The organism is Paenibacillus harenae DSM 16969, from assembly GCF_000422465.1.
In the GTDB taxonomy this organism is placed as follows: domain Bacteria; phylum Bacillota; class Bacilli; order Paenibacillales; family Paenibacillaceae; genus Pristimantibacillus; species Pristimantibacillus harenae.
Map to the genome: position 1 here is coordinate 37,472 of NZ_AULV01000020.1, position 15,607 is coordinate 53,078.

Annotated in this window: 14 protein-coding genes and 1 riboswitch; of the genes, 9 read left to right on the forward strand and 5 right to left on the reverse strand. The window is 54.3% G+C overall.

What is annotated here, in order from left to right:
• Positions 1 to 6 precede the first annotated feature (6 nt).
• The 4 genes from H581_RS0107600 (at position 7) to H581_RS33360 (ending at position 4,322) form a co-directional block, all read left to right on the forward strand.
• Complete coding sequence (locus H581_RS0107600; RefSeq protein ID WP_028609493.1) at positions 7 to 1,977, forward strand: cbb3-type cytochrome c oxidase subunit I; 1,971 nt, start codon at positions 7 to 9, stop codon at positions 1,975 to 1,977.
• On the forward strand, positions 1,977 to 2,618 hold the full coding sequence (gene cyoC, locus H581_RS0107605; protein ID WP_028609494.1) for a cytochrome o ubiquinol oxidase subunit III: 642 nt from the start codon (positions 1,977 to 1,979) through the stop codon (positions 2,616 to 2,618). Before H581_RS0107600 ends, cyoC begins: the two co-directional genes overlap by 1 nt.
• Position 2,619: 1 nt before the next feature.
• Complete coding sequence (gene cyoD, locus H581_RS0107610; protein ID WP_028609495.1) at positions 2,620 to 2,952, forward strand: cytochrome o ubiquinol oxidase subunit IV; 333 nt, start codon at positions 2,620 to 2,622, stop codon at positions 2,950 to 2,952.
• Positions 2,953 to 3,302: 350 nt separating this feature from the next.
• Positions 3,303 to 4,322, forward strand: coding sequence for a GNAT family N-acetyltransferase (locus H581_RS33360; protein WP_051250547.1), 1,020 nt, complete (start codon positions 3,303 to 3,305; stop codon positions 4,320 to 4,322).
• 130 nt (positions 4,323 to 4,452) lie between these two features.
• Here the strand turns inward: H581_RS33360 and H581_RS0107620 are convergent, their stop codons facing one another.
• The 4 genes from H581_RS0107620 to H581_RS0107635 are packed head-to-tail and all read right to left on the reverse strand — an operon-like array spanning position 4,453 to position 7,458.
• Positions 4,453 to 5,133, reverse strand: a complete 681-nt coding sequence (locus H581_RS0107620; protein ID WP_028609496.1) for a hypothetical protein — start codon at positions 5,131 to 5,133, stop codon at positions 4,453 to 4,455.
• Entirely contained in the window at positions 5,120 to 6,307 is a 1,188-nt protein-coding gene (locus tag H581_RS0107625) for a hypothetical protein (protein ID WP_028609497.1), read from the reverse strand. Before H581_RS0107625 ends, H581_RS0107620 begins: the two co-directional genes overlap by 14 nt.
• Positions 6,308 to 6,343: 36 nt before the next feature.
• Positions 6,344 to 6,925: a hypothetical protein gene (locus H581_RS0107630; RefSeq protein ID WP_028609498.1), complete on the reverse strand. Its 582-nt coding sequence runs from the start codon at positions 6,923 to 6,925 to the stop codon at positions 6,344 to 6,346.
• Entirely contained in the window at positions 6,922 to 7,458 is a 537-nt protein-coding gene (locus H581_RS0107635; protein ID WP_051250549.1) for an RNA polymerase sigma factor, read from the reverse strand. The genes H581_RS0107630 and H581_RS0107635 overlap by 4 nt, the downstream gene beginning before the upstream one ends.
• Before the next feature lie 208 nt (positions 7,459 to 7,666).
• On the opposite strand from H581_RS0107635, the gene H581_RS0107640 reads away from it, so the two are divergent.
• Positions 7,667 to 8,899 (forward strand): MFS transporter, encoded by a 1,233-nt coding sequence (locus H581_RS0107640; RefSeq protein ID WP_028609500.1) that lies wholly within the window; start codon positions 7,667 to 7,669, stop codon positions 8,897 to 8,899.
• Between the two features lie 406 nt (positions 8,900 to 9,305).
• Here the strand turns inward: H581_RS0107640 and H581_RS0107645 are convergent, their stop codons facing one another.
• A complete protein-coding gene (locus H581_RS0107645; protein WP_036718119.1) occupies positions 9,306 to 9,830 on the reverse strand; it encodes a YwhD family protein in 525 nt (174 codons plus the stop codon).
• Between the two features lie 105 nt (positions 9,831 to 9,935).
• Here H581_RS0107645 and H581_RS0107650 point away from each other — a divergent pair, with 105 nt between their 5' ends.
• The 4 genes from H581_RS0107650 (at position 9,936) to H581_RS0107665 (ending at position 15,458) form a co-directional block, all read left to right on the forward strand.
• Positions 9,936 to 11,951 (forward strand): M1 family metallopeptidase, encoded by a 2,016-nt coding sequence (locus tag H581_RS0107650; protein ID WP_028609502.1) that lies wholly within the window; start codon positions 9,936 to 9,938, stop codon positions 11,949 to 11,951.
• Between the two features lie 28 nt (positions 11,952 to 11,979).
• A complete protein-coding gene (locus H581_RS0107655; protein ID WP_028609503.1) occupies positions 11,980 to 12,798 on the forward strand; it encodes a hypothetical protein in 819 nt (272 codons plus the stop codon).
• 472 nt (positions 12,799 to 13,270) lie between these two features.
• Positions 13,271 to 13,422: riboswitch (cyclic di-AMP (ydaO/yuaA leader) on the forward strand.
• Positions 13,423 to 13,425: 3 nt separating this feature from the next.
• A complete protein-coding gene (locus H581_RS0107660) occupies positions 13,426 to 13,902 on the forward strand; it encodes a C40 family peptidase (RefSeq protein WP_028609504.1) in 477 nt (158 codons plus the stop codon).
• A 170-nt stretch (positions 13,903 to 14,072) separates the two neighbouring features.
• A complete protein-coding gene (locus tag H581_RS0107665) occupies positions 14,073 to 15,458 on the forward strand; it encodes a cryptochrome/photolyase family protein (protein ID WP_028609505.1) in 1,386 nt (461 codons plus the stop codon).
• Positions 15,459 to 15,607 lie beyond the last annotated feature (149 nt).

The window sequence follows — 15,607 nt, forward strand, 5'->3', positions numbered from 1 at the left end:
CCCCTCATGTTAGATAAACTGAAAGAATTCGCATCCGAGTTTTTCGTTACCGGCGATCCGCTTATTTTAGGGGCTCAAGTATCGATCGGATTATCGCTTGTCGCGATTATATTTGCGCTTACCTTCTTCAAAAAATGGAAATGGCTGTGGACCGAATGGCTCACCAGCGTCGATCATAAGAAGATCGGCATCATGTATATTATCGCCTCCCTCCTGATGTTATTCCGGGGCGGCGTCGACGCTCTGCTTATGCGGATGCAGCTTGCGGCCCCGCAGCTTGAATTTTTGAACGCCGAGCACTATAACGCGATCTTTACGACTCACGGCGTCATCATGATTTTGTTCATGGCGATGCCGCTCATGTTCGGCTTGTTCAACATTGTCGTTCCGCTGCAAATCGGCGCGCGCGACGTTGCTTTCCCGTTCCTGAACTCGCTCAGTTTCTGGATGTTCTTCTTCGGCGCGATGCTGTTCAACGTATCGTTCATCATCGGCGGCTCGCCGGATGCCGGCTGGCTGGCTTATCCGCCGCTCTCCGAGCTGTCGGGCAGTCCCGGACTCGGCCAGGACTTCTATATTTGGGGGATACAGATATCCGGTATCGGCTCCCTGGCGACAGGGATCAACTTTATCGTGACGATCCTGAAGATGCGCGCCCCTGGCATGAAGCTTATGCAAATGCCGATGTTCATTTGGTCGGTGCTGTCGTCTTGTATTACGATTATTTTCGCATTCCCGATCTTGACCGTTACACTGTTCCTGCTGTTCCTCGACCGTTACTTGGGCGCTCATTTCTTTACGCTTGACGGCGGGGGCAATCCGATGATGTATATCAATCTCATCTGGATGTGGGGACACCCTGAGGTCTATATTGTTATCTTGCCGGCATTCGGCATATTCTCCGAGGTGGTATCGACCTTCTCGAAGAAGAAGCTGTTCGGTTACAAATCCATGGTATTTGCACTGATGTCGATCAGCTTCTTCTCCTTCTTCACCTGGGCGCATCACTTCTTCACGATGGGCTCCGGCGCAGACGTGAACGCGTTCTTCGCCATCACCACGATGCTGATTGCGATACCGACCGGGGTCAAGGTGTTCAACTGGCTGTTCACGATGTATCGCGGACGCATTACGTTCTCGACGCCGATGATGTGGGCGGTGGCCTTCATTCCGTGCTTTGTCGTCGGGGGCATGACCGGCGTTATGCTGTCGGTCGCGCCGGCAGACTTTCAGTTCCATAACAGCTACTTCCTGATCGCTCACTTCCACCAAGTGCTGATCGGCGGCGTCGTATTCGGCTATTTCGCCGGTCTCTATTACTGGTGGCCAAAAATGTTCGGCTTCCGCCTGCATGAGGGCCTCGGCAAGTGGGCATTCTGGTTCTGGAACATCGGCTTCTATGTTTGCTTTATGCCGCAATATGCGCTTGGCCTAGACGGCATGACGCGCCGTGTCAATACCTACGACTTCGATATGGGCTGGCAGCCGCTTAACGTCATTTCGACGGTCGGCGCTTTCCTGATGGGTCTCGCGTTTATTTTCCAAGTCTGGCAAATCGCTCACAGCATTAAGTTCTACAAGAAAGAGAAGGATGGCGACGCTTGGGACGGCCGCACGCTGGAATGGTCGATTCCATCGCCTGCGCCGCTGTATAACTTCGCCCGCCTGCCGCAGGTTAGGAGTCAGGATGACTGGTGGGAAGAGAAGCAGCGCAAAGCCAAGGGCGAGCCTGCGAAGCCGCTGGCGCCACTCGAACCGATTCATATGCCGAAAAATTCAGGCATTCCGTTCATTATGTCCGCGTGCTGGTTTACGGCCGGCTTCGGCTTCGTATGGGATTGGAAATGGATGATCGTGCTTGGACTTGGCGGCGTAGTCGTATGCATGCTGGCCCGCTCGTTCTCTTACGATACGGATTATTACATTCCTGTCGACGAAATTGAACGGACGGAAGCGGCATTAAGGGGGACAAAATAATGGCACAAGCAATCAACAAGCCTGCGGCCGGATCGCATGGCGGTCACGGTGCCGGCCATGGCGGCCGCCATGAGGAGCATCACGATCAGGAAGCGATGAAAACGTTCGGCTTCTGGTTGTTTCTTATAACCGACGTCATTCTGTTCGGCACGCTGTTCGCAACCTTTGTCGTCCTCCGTCTGAATACGGACGGGGGCCCGACCGGCGCGGAGCTGATCGAGCTGAACGGCATTATTATCTCGACGTTCATCCTGCTAACGAGCAGCTTTACGAGCGGCGTCTCCGTTCTGGAGATGAACAAGGGCAGCAAGCGCGGCCTCATTCTATGGCTCGCGATTACCGCTTTGCTAGGCGCAGCGTTTATTTATTTGGAGGTTGCCGAGTTCATGCATCTGGTGCATGAAGGCGCCACAATCGGAACGAGCGCTTATTGGTCGGCGTTCTTCACCTTGGTCGGCACGCATGGGCTGCATGTCACGGTCGGTCTCGTCTGGATGGTTGCGCTTATGCTGCAGCTTAGCCGCCGGGGCATTACGCCGGTCACGAAGCGCAAGGTCGGCATTATCAGCTTGTACTGGCATTTCCTTGACGTAGTATGGATTTTCGTCTTCACGATCGTTTATCTGATGGGGGTGATGTAGGATGGATAAGCATAATATACATGCGCCCGAATCGCACGGTTCCCATGGCGGGTCGATGAAGTCTTACGTCATCGGTTTTCTGTTCTCGATTATTCTGACCATCATTCCGCTCGTCGTCGTCATGAACGATATGCTGAACAAAACGGCCACAACCGTGCTCATCCTGTTAATGGCCGTGCTTCAGTTCCTTGTGCAGCTGATCTTCTTCATGCACATTCGCGATGAAGAGAAACCGCGCTTCAACCTGATGGCGCTTATCTTCGGCCTCGTCATTCTGCTGACGATCGTCGCCGGCTCCATCTGGATTATGACTTACAATACAGTTGCGTCATAAGGCAACGCATGATAAAAGTCTGCGCTTGGTCATTGGGTCAGTCCCCTTGTGACTTGGCGCAGACTTTTTTTGTTCATTGTAAAGGAGTAACTCGGATCCCTGCTCACGGTCCGCCAATACGAGCTATGATGGGCAAAATCCACTTTAGCTTCGCCATCACTAACTATGCTGGATAATCCACTATAGCTAAAAACGTTTAGCGTCAGCCCCATTAAAAGCCTTATAATTTAGCGGCGCCGCATGACATCGCTTGAATAAACGGCTATAAACAAACTTTCCCTTTCGCTCCCTCCGCCGGACGTGACATACTCATGTGTATAGACACGACTTTGGGAACGGAGGGGTCAAACATGACCATTAAGCTTCGCTCGCTGCGGCTCCCGGACGATTACGAGGCGATTGCAGAGCTGTTGAATACGGTCTGGTCCGAGCCATCGACAGCTGAGAGCTTGCGTGAAGCGGATGAGAAGCTGTACGAGGTTGGACACACCTGGTTCGACGAGAACGGGCTGCTGGCAGGCTATGACCGGGAGCGGCAGGTTGCCGTCACGGAACAGGGGGAGATTGCCGGCTATGTCTGGTCCTGGCGGGCGCCATGGACAGAGCCGGGCTATTTGTGCAATACGCTGGTCGTAGCGGAAGAATATCGGAACCGCGGCATCGGCAAGCTTCTGCTGCGGCATACGGTGGACTGGGCTTCCAAGCTGGGAGCTGTCGCGCTCATCGCCGAGGTATGGGATGATCATCAAGCCGCGATTGCGTTTGCTGGCCAAAGGGGATTTATCATCGAACGCCACGCGTTCCAGTCGCTGTTAAAGCTCGACGGCAATCAACCGCAGCGGTTGGATGCCATGCTGGAAGGTTTTATAGAACCGAAGGAAATCCGTTTTCTCACATTGGCGGATGAACCTGGCGAAGAGAGCGAGCTGAAGCTGTATCAGCTTTACAAAGAATCGCTGATCGACATTCCCGGTTTTCTCGGCGACGTGCCGGAGCTGGGCGAATGGCGCAAATGGTACTTGAAGGTGGACGGATATGCGCCGGAACGCGTCATTATCGCCGCTGACGGAGACAGGTTCGTCGGAATTACGAATGTGCTGCACAATCCGCAAACCAACGGCATGTACCATGAATATACCGGCGTCAGCCGGGATTATCGCGGCAGAGGAATTGCATTCGCCTTGAAAGTAAAAGCCGTGCAGCTTGCCATGAACAGCAAGGCTGCTTACCTGCGTACCGATAACGATTCGACGAATGCGCCTATTTTAAAAATCAACCGAAGGCTTGGCTACACCCCGCTCCGCGGATCGTACCGGATCATTGCCCAGCTTCGTCACGTACAGGAACGGCTTGGGACTTCGATTATATAGAGCCGAAAATCATTGACGAATCGTATAATGCCTTAGAGAAAACTTCAACTATACGATATACAGGCGCTTGCATGACGGAAGACCGCATTTAGCCGCCTTCCGACATGCTTTGCCCCAATATATCCCAAGATCAGCGCTGCCGCTGCTGGATCTCCACGCCCTTCGGAACGATCAGCGTAAGCTGGGGATTGACGGTGTCCGAGACAAACCCGCCGTCCTGGCGCTCCACCGTTCCGATCATGACGTACATGGTCGAGCCGACGACATTCGTCCGCAGCAGGCTGTCGTCCAGCCGGTCCAGCTTCTCAGCCGACCAATAACGCACCTGGCCGAACAGCTTCACTTCCCTTGTATCTGCCTCATCAAATTCCACGCCGTCCATGCTATGTACGACGATTTTGTTGATCTCCGCCGGCACTTGTACGGATTGCGTATCGACAAAAGCCGAACGCTGCGTCATTTGCAGTCCCCGCTGCAGCTCATCGAACAAGCCCGTCGACATGAGGAGCGCAAGACCCAGGCTAACCGTGCCAATCACCCCGACAAAAAACACACTGATCCAATCGTAGCGTACGATCGCGCGGTCGCTGCCGGAAAATTTCAAGTAGAGCAGCAGCTCCGCTCCCAGCATAATAAATACGATAGGCGCCACCCACGTCAACACTTCGTAGGACTCGATATCCTGCCACAGTGATACCGCGAGCGCCGTTCCCATCAGCATAAGCGTAATGCCCATCGATAGCGAGCCGACCCGCCAAGTACGTATGCTCGCTCCGCGACCGGTTTCGGGAATAACGTTAGCGCTGTTCATTTTGCTCCCCCTCCCGTTCGTCGTATGCCTTAGCGAATCCGGCTTGTTCAGGCGCCGGCGGCGCAAAGTTTCTGTGGTCGGCTCTATTGCTGCCGAAGGTTAACCGCAAACCGAGCAGAATCAGCACAAACGAAACGACTACCGTCGGAATGATATAGATGAAATCCATATAGGCATCGTAAATTTGCTTCGTAAAATGATTGAACACGAAATTATTGATGACACGGTTCAGTAAGTAATACACCCCAAACCCGATCAAGGCGACGCCGAACCACTTCTGATATGGAACGAACTGTTTCATCACCGGCTCGTCGGTCAGCTCATGCCGCTCGTAGCGCGACGTCTGCTGCAGCGCGTCGAAGAAGGCGAAGCACCAGAACAGCGGCAGCAGGAAGAAGAACAGCGACAGTCTCAAGTTATCCATAATATAGATGGCCAGCAGGAAGCCCCCCATGAGCTGGAGTCCTCGCTTCTGAAGCCCCAAATAAAGATGGCCCGCTCCCGGGAAAATCGACAGAGCGATCGCAAGCACTTTGTTCTTGCGCCCGGACGCGATTTGCCTCTCCAAATCCTCGAATATGGCGCGGTCGACGATCGCCTCGCCCCTCAGCTTCGCGTTCAGTAGCGATATCGCGTCGAACATGCTGTAAATCCAGATCACCGGCAGAGCCAGCAAGAAAATGAGCAGCGCCCCGGAGCCCGTCACGATACTGAGAAAAACGACGATTGCGAACAATCCGATAAAGGAGATGAGCAGCGTGATGCCGCGCTGCATAAGTCCGAGGCTCATATGGCCAAGCCCCGGCAGGAACGAGAGCAGGATCGCGCGCGTTCTCTCGCGCTGCTGCTCTTGAGAAAACTGCTCCGCCACCGCGTATGTGTCCGGGTACCCCCCGTAAGCGGCATGTCCGGCGCCGGCCGTCTGCACTTTGCCTGACAGAAGCGAAAAAATCATATCAACCATGTTGATGATCCATATCAGAACCGCGATGATCAGCAGAAAAACCGCAATCTCCTCTGCACCGCTATTCGAAACGAGAAACAAAAAAATCAGTCCCAGCGGTCCGAAAAATCCTCCCCCATATATAATCGTGCGGACGGGCCGTCCCAAATACGCATGTCCTGCGCCTGGTATAAACGAAAGCAAAAAAGCGGTTAACGGGCTTTTGTTCATGGATGGTTCATTCCTTTCTTTATGTTCATAAGGCTATTATTTAAACCGCAATGCTTGCAGCCCGTCGAGCCAAGAGCCGGTCTGGCTGACCATCCGGTCCGACCACGATTCCGCCTGTCCGGTAATCGGGCTGTTCGCGACCGGATGATGCGCCCGGCTCTCTAGTAGATCCCGCTCCTCCAACCGCTGCGAGAAGGCCGCAAAGGTGCCGCTGCCGAGCAGCATCAGCGTAACCGAAGCCGCGATCGTATACTGGACGGCCGGATGCTGCAGCCAAGTACCGCGGCGGGAGGCTTTTGCATGTGATACGATCAGCTGCTCGGAAGCCGTCTTCCGCTCCCGCTCCAGCCTCTGCTCGTTCATAAGCCGCGACACGACGCGTTGCTCCAGCTGCAGCATATCCGGCAGTCCGCCGCCTGCCCCCGCTTCCTCCGAGCCGTTCACCGTCATGAACAGCGCAAGGCAAGCCTCGCATTCCACCAGCCGTTGATCGATTCGCTCCCGCTCCGGCTCGGCTAACAGTCCCTGTACGTAATGCTTCATTTCTTCCAACGTAACATGCTGATGCATCGTCAGATTCCGGTCATGCTCCGCATGTCCCCAAGTGGTATCGTTCATTCAAAATCCTCCTTCCGCCAATGCCGCTTCATCCAGCTTCGCGCCCGGTACAGCCGGGATTCCACGCTTTTGGGCGCGAGGCCCGTCTCCGCCGCGATCTGTTCGTACGATTTATCCTCCATATAAAAGGCAGTGACGACCTCGCGATAATTGTCCGGAAGCGTCTCAATCCGCCCTCTGAGCAGTCGCTTGTCCTCCTGCTCGATAGCTACCGTCTCGGCTGCAGGCATTCCTGCCCGGGCACCCTGTCCCGCCTCGGACAGCTGTTCCTCGTCAGCAAGCTCCTCCGGTCTTCGCGCTCTGCTTCGCTTGAAATCAATGGCGCGATTAACGGCAATCCGCGTTATCCACGTCTTCAGTCCGTCCAATCGGCATTCCGGGAGAGAGCGATAAATTTGCAGCAGCACTTCCTGCGTTACGTCTTCCGCATCATGAGGCGAATGAAGCACTGCGAAGACCGTTCTATATATATACGGACCGTAGGCTTGTACGAAAGGCCGATAATGCTCTGCCCCGCCGCTTCGCACAGCCATGATCCAATCCTCGTCTTGAATGTCGCTCTCCTCCTTCCCGAGAGAATAGACGTCGGCGCGTCCCGTTTGCCCTGCACTTTTTACAAAAAAACTTTTTCACCCGACTTCCATCTGCTATGAAATAGAATTTGAAAAAAGGATAATTGTCATTCCGACCGAACTATTAGTATGACTAAAGGCAAGTTGACAGAAGGAATGGAGGAAAAAAATGTTTGGCTTAACCAGGCTTCCCAAAAATGCGCGCGGCTGCCTGCTCTATGAACCGCTGTTTCTAATCCCGTACAGCATGTTCAGCACGTACGCCACGATTTATATGTTTGAAATGGGGATGAACGAGACGGCCATCGGCTGGGTCACCACGCTAACCCTGATTGTACAGGTATTCTCGTCCTTCATCAGCGGCTACCTGACCGACAGGCTCGGCAGGAAATGGGCGCTGCTATATTTTGACGTGCTTAGCTGGACGGTCGGAACGCTGCTCTGGGCGGTATCGCAAAATATATGGTTCTTTATCGTCGCGGCCGTCGTGAACGGTTTTCAACGAGTGCCGCATACCGCTTTCTACTGCTTGCTTGTAGAAGACACCGAGCCGAAGGACCGGACCTTCGTCTTCTCCGTTCTTCAGTTCGTCGGCATGCTTGGGGGGTTGTTCGCTCCGCTCGGCGGGCTGCTTGTCGCTCATTACGGACTGATACCCGGCATGCGGATCATGTATGTTCTCGCCTGCGTCTGCATGACGGTTCAATTCGTCGGACGGCATTTTGCCACCCGCGAGACGGAAATCGGCCTTCGCAAAATGGCGGAAACCCGCAGCGTCGGCTTTATGGCCGGACTGCGCGAATACAAAGGGGTCATCAACGGCATGGTTGACAATAAGCCTCTTCTGATGATTTTCGGCGTCTACATTCTGTTCCAGTTCCAGCTTACGATGAAAGGCACCTATCTGTCGCTCTTTCTCGTCGATTATCTTCAGTTGGACAGCGGACTCGTGTCGATATTCCCGGCAGTAACCTCCGTCATTATGCTGCTCTCCATGTGGCTGCTGCTGCCCCGGCTGGGCGATAACAGACTCCATGCGGTCATGCTGTGGGGCTTCTTCATCTCGCTGGTGTCCAATCTGCTGCTGATTCTGCCGCTTCCCGGCATGATGTTCTGGCTGATCCTCAGCACCGTTCTCGCCGCGGCGGGTACGATGATGACGTATCCGTATTTGGAAGCGGCGGTCGCCAACGCCATCGACGACGAAAACCGGGCAAGCGTATTTGCGATGCTGTCCGTGCTGATTCTGCTTGTCGTATCACCTTCCGGCATTATTGGAGGCTGGGCTTACCGCCTCGCCCCCTCCCTGCCGTTTCTGCTGATTGTGCTGTCGTTCGCGGCGAGTATGGCGCTGCTGATGCTGTATAAGAAGAGCGCCGGGCGTGAAGAAGCGAAAGTGTGATTGCGTAAGCGTGATTGCGTAAGCGTGAGGCTGTACGTGTAAAAACAACAAAGAACCCCATCGTCCGCAAGATTAACTTGCATACGATGAGGTTCTTTTTCGTACAGGTCGCCCAGCAAACTTCGCGCCCTCATTAGCAAGAATTCCTCCCTCTAATGCAAAGGAAAAAGCACTATCGACGAGCTTGCGGGATTTCCTCACTCTAATTCTGCCTATTTTCTTTAATAGAGCCGTTATTCGAGGAATTAGCGGGAGGTTTTACGGTTAATTGGTACGACAAAGCCAACTGGGATCAATTAATGGGAGAATTTCCGGTTAACCGGAATCCGAAATCCGAAATCTGGAATTCGGAATCCATCCCGCCGACCCCGGTGTCTCCCTTATTCCCATCTCGATCCCCTGTAGCCTACCCGCCCAATGCCGCTTTCAGCTCTTCCGGCGACCGGTCCCACCACTCCTGATTATGCTCGATGAGAAGCTTGCGAAGCGCAGCCTTCTCCACATCGCCGAGCTCGCCAAGCACGTAGCGGCGCTTGATCGCATAGTCCAGCTTGTTCACGTGGTCGGCAAGGATCTTCCAGCCGCGGCGGGCCTCCGTATCGATCAGCATCTCGCAGGCCGTCGCGCCCGCATAATACGAGCCTTCCTCTTTACGATCGACCGCTACCCATACGATCCAGCATTGGCGGCCATCCGGCGTGTCCTCTTTGTTCGGCGTAAACTTGATGCCCCGCTCGATCTTGCTCTTCGCGTGCATCGCGCCTACGTCGATATAAGCCTCTCCGTCATCGATGATTACGCAGGCCACATCGCTCAAATCGATGGATCCCGCGCCAAAGCCTTTATGTTTTTTGCTGCTCACCACATTGAGCGACAGTGATTTCTTTTCCTTTTTTTCCGGCTGCTCCGCCTGTCCTTGTTCTTCCGTCATGCGTATTCACACCTTCCCCGATACAATAATTCCATTTTAGCTAATAATCCTCCAAATGCAAACATATACATGCTGTAGATGCTTGTCACGGGAGGGAAACGTTCAATGACTCCACGCTATTTCAAACGAATTGCAATCGTAACACTCGCAGCTGTACTGCTCGGCGTGTCCGTGCACTACGGCTTCGGGACTGCTTGGCAATCCCAATATACATACGCAATCGCTCCCGCCGCCAAAGCCAAGCAACCCCCCGCCCCTGCCCAAAATTCGGCCAAGCCGCCGGCGGTGCAGGAACCGAACTCGGTCATGACGCCAAAGCCACAGTCGCTTAGCAAAAGGGTCGTTGAGTACCATATCAACGTTCAGTTGCGCGAAGACGCGCGGCATTTGGACGGCGAACAAGCTGTAACTTGGATCAATCCGGGCAAAAAAGCGGTGTCCGAGCTCTACTTCCATTTGTACCCGAATGCCTTCCAATCGGACAAAACGACGTTTATGAAAGAATCCGGCGGTCAGCTGCGGCAGGACAAGGCTACGGCCGACAGCCAGGGCTACATGAAGCTGCTGACGCTGCAGACGCTGGAGGGCGAGAGCCTGCTGCCGCGGCTGCAATACGTACAGCCGGACGACGGCAACGAGCACGACTTTACGCTAGCCAAGATTCGTCTGCCCGAGCCGGTGGAGCCGGGCAAGTCCGTAACGCTGCGGATGAGCTACGAGGTGAAGCTGCCCGAGGTGTTCGCAAGGATGGGTTACTCCGGCAATTTCATCATGGCCGGCCAATGGTTCCCGAAGGTCGCCGTCTACGAAACTGCCGGTACGCGCGGCCGGACCTCCGAGGGCTGGAATGTCCACCAGTACCATGGCAACTCCGAGTTTTACAGCGATTTCGGTATTTACAGCGTCAAGATTAAAGTACCCGAAGCCTACACCGTCGCCGCTACCGGCTTCCAGACGAAGGCTATTGAGGTGAAAGACCAGAAGAAGGTCTACCAATTTTACGCGGACGATGTGCATGACTTTGCCTGGTCGGCTTCGCCGGACTTCGTCTACGAGGAAGTCGCCTTCTCCGATATCGGCATTCCCGGCGTCCGCATCAAGCTGTATCTCGATCCGTCGCATGCGGCGCTGAAAGACCGCTATATGCATGCCGCCAAGTCCGCCTTATCCAATTATGCCAAGTGGTACGGCCAATATCCTTACAGCACGCTGTCGATCGTCGTCCCGCCGAAAGGGGCAAACGGAGCCGGAGGGATGGAATACCCGACGCTTATTACCGCATTCGCGGCCGAGAAGGAGAATCCCGGCTACGATCTGGAGCGAACGGTGGTGCATGAGATCGGCCACCAATACTGGTATGGGATGGTAGCGTCGAACGAGTTCGAGGAGGCTTGGCTGGATGAAGGCTTCACCTCCTATGCGGAAGACAAGGTCATGGAAGCCGCTTACGGGCTGGAGCTTAATCTGCGGGTCGAAGCCAGCTACATGACCGATCCGGCGCCGCTTAAGCAGCCTTCATGGGCATACGGAAGCCATTCCCAATATGCTGAGAATGTATACATGAGAGCCAAGCTCGTACTCGTCGGGATCGAGAATCAGGTGGGCTCGCGAACGATGCAGAAGATTTTGCGCACCTATTTCCAAAAATATAAATTCAAGCATCCTTCCTCTACCGACTTCCAACGGGTGGTGGAGCAGGTAACGAAAACAAAATGGCATGATTACTTCAGCCAATATGTGTACGATGACCAAATGGCCGACTTTTCGGTAGAAGCCATTCACGTCCGGCCGGTGAAGCAGGACGGCAAGCCGATGTACGAGTCTGTCGTGCTGATCAAGCGGAACGGCGGGGTAAACGGCGAGATCCCGGTCGTCATGCAGTTCACGGACGGTACGAAGGTAACGAAGCGGTGGACGGCGGAGGAAGCCCACATCCAATACAAGCAAGTGCATTCCTCGCCGATTGAGTGGGTTGTCGTCGACCCTAACCACTCCAACGTGCTGGACAATAAAATCATCAACAACTTTATGCAGGCGCAGCTGCCGGAAAGCTCGCGCACGAGATGGAGCCTGGGCGCCGCGAAGCTGATTGAAGGACTGCTCGGGTCGCTGAGCTGGTAAGTTATCCGCGTTCAAGGAGCGATAAACCATGAAGATACACATGATGCAAGGCTGGAGGCTAACGGTAAAACACTTATATATCGTCATCCTATTATTTCTGTACCAGCTGCTGTGGGGGTTTTTCCTATACCGTTTTATCGATTCGGTCGTCTCTCCGCTGCTGCGCCGCTTCCCGGGCTCCTATCCGTCTGATACGGCCGCGCAGCTCTTCATGACGGAGGCGCAGTTCCAGCTCTTCAAGACGGATCTGATTACGCCTTATTTATGGATTTTCGGCGGCCTGTTTGCCGCACGCATGCTGCTGACGCCGGTCTTCAACGCCGGCTTGTTCTACTCCCTGCAGCAGACGAGGGGGGACGGCGCAGGCACCCGCTTTCTGGAAGGCATTCGCAAGACGTGGAAGCCCGTCATGCTTCTCTACTGGCTGGAATCCATTCTGGCGCTTGCGCCGGCCTGGTGGCTGCTGCCGCATACGCTCGACTCGCTCCTTGCGAGCGGCTCCATACCCGAGCTTCTGCTCGGCGTCATGCCCTGGGCCGGCCTGTGGCTCCTCTGGGGAACGGTTCTTCACCTTCTGTCTCTGGCCATGCAATTGGGCGCCGTATCCGGAGAAGGGATATTCCGTTCATTATGGCGGGCCGTAAGGAACTTCCTCATGTACGCGGCCATTTCGCTGGTCATGTGGGCCATCGGCGCCGCGCTTGGGCTCGTTGTATCCAGCCTCTCCCTCGTCTGGGCCGGATTATTCGCCCTTATCGTCCATCAAGGCTATCATCTGGTCCGAACGCTGTTGAAGGTGTGGACCGTTGCCTCCCAGCTCGATTATCTGCAATCCAAGCAGGCGTAAACGCATTTATTCCGCGAAAATAAAAAACAGGCTGTCCGATCAGGTCGAAGACCTTGTCGGACAGCCTGTTTTTATGCAAATATAAGCATTTATAAGTTTAGCATTTATAATTTGGCCTATCTCCACGTTTAAACGTCCGCCCCCTTCGGACAAGGACGCCGACAGGCGTTTCTGCTTGATGAGATTTTTTTAATATATGCTGCTTTTTTTCGCTATAATCGGCTATTTCCGGACCTTTTGGCCTGTACGAAGGTCCAAGCGCACCACGGACAAATCGGTATATTTTACAATGGATTCACATATTTAATGAAATTGAGCCGCGGTATTTAGTCTGATAGCACCAGTAATGACGATTAATATTACAGAAAAAACGTTATAACGCACGAATTAGTCAAAAGGTTACATGAGAATTATTAGAATTTGCCGATTTAAGAAGGAGATTAATGAAAAAAATCGAAATCTACTCGAGTCAATAAAAAACCTGCCAAATTTCCTAACGGAAAACGGGGGAACCACTTTGGGTGAATTGATTCCGACGTCTGACACCGGTCAGCGCCTGAGGAATCATAGGGGACCTTCTACCGAACCCCACAGCTAACCTCGTCGGCATTGGAAGGAGTTTCACAATTGAAAAAGGTTACCGTAATACTTTTGGGTCTGATGCTCTTGCTCGCATTCCAGGCAGGAAGCGTTTTCGCAGACTCCAAAATGAACGGGCTCATCAATGATGTGATTGGTAGTCCGTACAAAAGCGGCGGAACGACGACGAAAGGCTTTGACTGCTCCGGTTTTACGACCTATGTGTTCGATAAAATGGGCATTGACCTTCCGCGTACATCCGCTTCGCAAGCAAAAGCAGGATCTAAGGTCGCTAAGGCGGACTTGATCCCGGGAGATCTCGTGTTCTTCGACACGGCCGGCGGCAATAACGGCTCCGTATCCCACGTTGGCATTTATATGGGAGACGGTAAGTTCGCTCACGCTTCCTCCAGCAGAGGCGTTGTAACCGACGAGCTTGATTCCTCCTATTATGAGAAACGTTTCGTGACCGCGCGTCGCGTAATGGACTCTGAAGCTTTCGTTAATTTCGCAGAAGTGAAATAGAGCGATCCAAGCAATCCTCCCATACAGGAGCGGCTGCAAGGCAGGCTCATTCAGCAAAGCCGCAGTTGTTTGTCCTCGGTCGACAAACCACATGCGGCTTTGCTGTTTCTATTCCTTGACGATTAACGAAGCCGGCGGTTGCCGCGGCAGAGGAGAGGAGCACGATTTCCATGTATTTATTTATCCACCGCAAAGATTTGCGCACTTCCGATTTACGCGCGTTTGATTACATACGATGTAAGGATACGTCAGGTATCCATTTGCTCATTATAGATCCCGCCTTGCTCGGCGGAGGGCGGCTGACCAGCCATAGCGGGCGCAATTATATCGGCCAGGCCGCCGCCTTGTTGCAAGGCTATGCCGATGCCGGCAAAGAGCTGCACGTCCTGTACGGCGAGCCCGAGCGCATTACGGAAGCGCTCCTCCAGACGCATCCGATCGACGAAATCATCGTTCATGCCGATTACACGCCCTATTCTCGCAGCCGGGATGCACGGCTGCGGCAGATAGCGCGCGGGCTGAACCGCCGCTGGATGTCCTTAGCCGATGCGCCGCTGGCCGACTTGGAGACTCTACCGGAATTCGCCAAGCGCACAGAGCCCTATAAGGTATTTACGCCCTTCTACCGGATATGGCGCAGCTTTATTCAGATGTCATACAGCCCGATAAGCGAAGCGACGATCGGGGATTTGTCTACCGTGCGCGAGATCGATCCTGCCATTGCGGCGCAGTTCGCGCTGCCCGAGCCGGTCGCCAGCGCGCTTGGAGAGACCTCCGGCGTCGAAGGGCCCGTTAAGTCCGCTGCGAAGCTCGAGCGCTTCGTCCGCGAGCGGCTGGCCGCCTACCCGGATAACCGTGACGCCTATGCGGAGGATTATACGAGCGGGCTGGCGCGCTTTATCAATAACGGCTCGCTCTCGGCCCGTCAGGCTTTCGAGACTACGCAAGGATTACCGGGAGCAGACACGTGGCTCCGCCAGCTCGCCTGGCGCGATTTCTATATCTATCAGGCCATGTATCATGACGATTACTTCCGATATGAGCATGTGGTCGATCTGTCCGCGCTCACCGATACCCATCTGGAGGCTTGGGCCAGCGGCTCGACCGGCATTCCGATCATTGATGCGGCCATGACGCAGCTCAACCGTACGGGAGAGCTGCCGAACCGGCTCCGTATGGTAACAGCCATGTTCCTGACCAAAAATTTGCTATGCCCGTTTACGTTAGGCGAGCAGCACTTCCGCCTTCATCTAAGCGATTACGACAATACGCTCAATCGAGGCGGCTGGCTGTGGAGCTCCTCGCTCGGCTACGATGCCGCGCCCTATTTCCGCATCATGAACCCCGTGACGCAATCGCAGAGGCATGATCCGGGCGGCAGCTACATCAGACGCTGGCAGCCTCATCTCGCGCATCTGTCCGATAAGGAGATTCACCTTCCGCTCAGTGGCGCAATCGTCGATCTGAAGGCATCGCGCGCCCGGGCCGTAGGCGTGTACAAAACCATTGTTTCCTTACGTGCAGACGGCCGTATACGTCGGCAGATACAAGGGTAGCCGCGCAGCGCAGGCCAAGGGAGCGTAAGAGCGATTCTGCTGCAGATTGTGCAATGTACCTTCAACTTGTGAATGACGATCGACGTGCAGCCGACCACAAAAAACCGTCCGGAAAGATCGAGGCCACTGAAAAAGCCCCCATGAAAAAA